This is a genomic window from Aquicoccus sp. (assembly GCF_041686535.1).
Taxonomy (GTDB): Bacteria; Pseudomonadota; Alphaproteobacteria; order Rhodobacterales; family Rhodobacteraceae; genus Aquicoccus.
On record NZ_JAWLDS010000187.1, the window covers coordinates 1 to 2,929 of the forward strand.

4 protein-coding genes are annotated in these 2,929 nt (G+C 62.9%); 1 reads left to right on the forward strand and 3 read right to left on the reverse strand.

Going from position 1 to position 2,929, the window contains the following annotated elements:
- Both ACESL9_RS17750 and ACESL9_RS17755 read right to left on the reverse strand, forming a co-directional pair.
- A partial coding sequence (locus ACESL9_RS17750) for a GTP-binding protein (protein ID WP_372615002.1) occupies positions 1–99 on the reverse strand: 99 nt, incomplete at its 3' end.
- 141 nt (positions 100–240) lie between these two features.
- Positions 241–780 (reverse strand): hypothetical protein, encoded by a 540-nt coding sequence (locus ACESL9_RS17755; RefSeq protein ID WP_372615322.1) that lies wholly within the window; start codon positions 778–780, stop codon positions 241–243.
- 135 nt (positions 781–915) lie between these two features.
- On the opposite strand from ACESL9_RS17755, the gene ACESL9_RS17760 reads away from it, so the two are divergent.
- Positions 916–2,271, forward strand: coding sequence for a cytochrome P450 (locus ACESL9_RS17760; protein ID WP_372615323.1), 1,356 nt, complete (start codon positions 916–918; stop codon positions 2,269–2,271).
- A 186-nt stretch (positions 2,272–2,457) separates the two neighbouring features.
- Here ACESL9_RS17760 and ACESL9_RS17765 read toward each other — a convergent pair.
- Positions 2,458–2,929 (reverse strand): DNA gyrase C-terminal beta-propeller domain-containing protein (locus ACESL9_RS17765; RefSeq protein ID WP_372675401.1); only part of this gene is annotated, 472 nt, incomplete at its 5' end.

Below are 2,929 nucleotides of genomic sequence, written 5' to 3' on the forward strand. Positions count from 1 at the left end.
CGTGATCGCCGCCGTCAGCGTCGTCTTGCCGTGGTCAACGTGACCAACCGTCCCGATGTTCACATGCGGCTTGTTACGTTCAAACTTTGCTTTTGCCATCGTGTTGGCGCCCTTTGCTTGCGACCCCGCGGGCCTGGTTTCACTCCGCGCGGCATTTATTGGGTTGGACAAGGGAAATCAAGGCTCTCTTACACCCCTTACAGGCCCCGGGCCGCGAAGCCCGCTATCCTCGTTTACCGGTCAGTCCCTGAACCAGCCTTGCTCGTAGTTCTGGCGCACCAGATAGCGCTCGATCTCCTTGGCCGCGATGCGGGCGAGTTGCTGCATCTGCTCCTCGCCGGTCTTGGTATAGCCCGATCCAACCAGGGTGTCGCCGCCAAAGGATTCGATAACGGTGATCTGCTTGACCTCCTCGTTGAGCTTCTTGTCCGCCGCATCATCCCAGACAGTCAGGTTGAAGATCAGGATCGATTTGGGGCTGGCGACAAGGGGGATGCCACGCTGCGCGAGAACATATCCTTCGACACTGACACCGAAGTGGTAGACCTTGTCGCCCTCGTAGCGCCCGAACCGCGCTTCGATGGCATCGGTCATCGCGTCGGTCCACTCTTCCTTGCTGGCCTCGCGCGAAACCGGGCCCTTGGTCAGGTTTGGCGCCACGACCACGTTGTGCCCGAGGCTGAAATTGCCCAGTTCGACCGGCGCTTCGTCGAGATCATCGGCATTGCCACAGGCGATCAAGACGCTCAGCGACAGGAAAAGGACGAGATTGCGGATCATGCGGGCAGCCTCCGGTTTCGTGACGCAGCCCGGGATAACGCAGCGATACGGCCAGCGCAATGCACGCCAGACCATTGGCCACAAGCATGGTCGCACCTATCTTAACATCAGGTTACCGATGCGAAGGATAGCAGGATGGGTGCAGGCAATCTCCCGGTGCAGGTGCCGCTGGTCACGCGGCCGATGGGGATACTTGCCTCGCTCAACGCGGCGCGGCGCAATCTGCTGTCGATCCTGCCGGAAATCGCCACCCGCCAACCGATGGTTTCGGGACGCACCGCGAAACGCTGGCACATGGTGATGGACCCGGGTGCCATCCGGCGCATCCTTTTGGAAAACATCGAGAACTACCCGAAATCCCTGGTCACGAAAAACCTGTTGAAGCCGGCCATCGGCGACTCGCTTTTCATCGCCGAAGGCGCGCATTGGCGGTGGCAGAGGCGGGCTGCTGCTCCGGCCTTTTCGCACCGCAATGTCACGAACCTTGGCCCGGTCATGTCAGCAGCGGCGCAACATTCGGCGGACCGGGTCGCGGAGGCGGGGAAACGCGCCGTGGACATGTATGACGAGATGGTCCGCGCAACCTTTGAAGTCATTGGAAACGTGACCTTTTCCGAAGGTTCACACTTTGACCCCGAAGAGGTGCATCGCGCCATCGACGGTTATATCGACGCGGCCGGGCGGCTGTCGTTGTTCGACATTCTGGGAATGCCCGACTGGGTGCCGCGACCGGGGCGCATCCGCACGGGTCCGCCGGTGCGCGACATGAAGGCGATGGCGGATCAGGCGATCGAAGCCCGCAAGGCCAATGGGTCCAGCACGGTCCCAGACCTGCTCGATCTGCTTCTCGAGGGTGAAGACCCTGAAACCAAAAGGAAAATGAACACGTCCGAGCTGCGCGACAACCTCCTGACCTTTATCGTCGCGGGGCATGAAACGACGGCACTCACCCTGTCCTGGGCGCTCTATCTTTGCGCCTTCGACCAGAAGGTCCAGACCCGGGCAAGAGAAGAGGCGCAGGCGGCGCTGAACGGGCGGGTGGCGACGGCCAATGACCTGGAATCACTTCCCTTTTGCCGGATGATCGTGGATGAGGCGCTGCGGCTCTATCCGCCGGCCGGGATCATCAGCCGCACGGCGCAGGCGCGTGACACGCTTTGCGGGCGCGAGGTGCGGCCCGGCGATACGGTGATGATCCCCATCTACGCGCTGCACCGCAACCGGCTCTTGTGGGATGACCCCGATGCCTTTCGGCCAGAAAGGTTCAATGATCGCAAGGCGATAGATCGCTATGCCTATCTGCCGTTCGGCGATGGTCCGCGGATCTGCATCGGGGCGAGTTTCGCCCTCCAGGAAGCGGTGATCGTCTTGGCGACGCTGTTGTCCCGGCGCCGGTTTCACCTTGTTCCAGGGCGCACACCGGAGCCGGTGATGATCCTCACGCTGCGGCCACAGGGCGGGGTCTGGCTGACCTCGGACCCGGTTGGTTAACGCGGCCGAAGAGGCCGAAAACGGGGGTGAAATGCGTATGACTCCCGGCTGCCGCCCGGCTGCCGGGCAGATCGCCCGCCGACGGGCCCGAAAATCCTTAACGCAACGGCCGCTTCGAAGGATGCACGGCACGCAAATGAGAGACGTGGCCGGTTTGCACGCGGAGGCAGAAGCGGCGAACCGGGTTCAGTCGAACCTGTAGCTCTTGGGGAAGCCATAGGGCGGGCGCTTGCCGACGCTGGCGCGCTTGCCCAGCCATTCGCTCATGTCAGGCTCGTGGCGGGTCTTGCCGCCGCCCATTTCCCAACTCAGCCCCCTGGCCCATTCGAATGTGGTCAGGTCGGCCAGCCCGCCATCGAGTTCCAGCGCGCCCTGGCGGCCCCGGGCGAGGTTGTATTTCTGGAGCCGCACGCCCTTGCCGCGGCCCATCTCGGGCAGTTCGGAGAGCGGAAAGACCAGGAACTTTCCGTTCTCCGAACAGACCGCCACGTGATCGCCCGCGACGCGCCGGGCGACAGCGGCCACCGTGTCCTTGACGTTGAGCACCTGCTTGCCCGAGCGGGTCTGGGCGACGACATCATCTTCGGGCACGACAAAACCGTTGCCGTTCGCGGAAGCAACGACGAGTTTTCCACCGGGGCGATGGATGAACAGCGCG

Excerpts from the sequence above, each read along its gene's own strand:
- ACESL9_RS17755 (WP_372615322.1), bottom strand. The coding sequence starts at position 780 with ATGATCCGCAATCTCGTCCTTTTCCTGTCGCTGAGCGTCTTGATCGCC.
- ACESL9_RS17760 (WP_372615323.1), top strand. The coding sequence starts at position 916 with ATGGGTGCAGGCAATCTCCCGGTGCAGGTGCCGCTGGTCACGCGGCCG.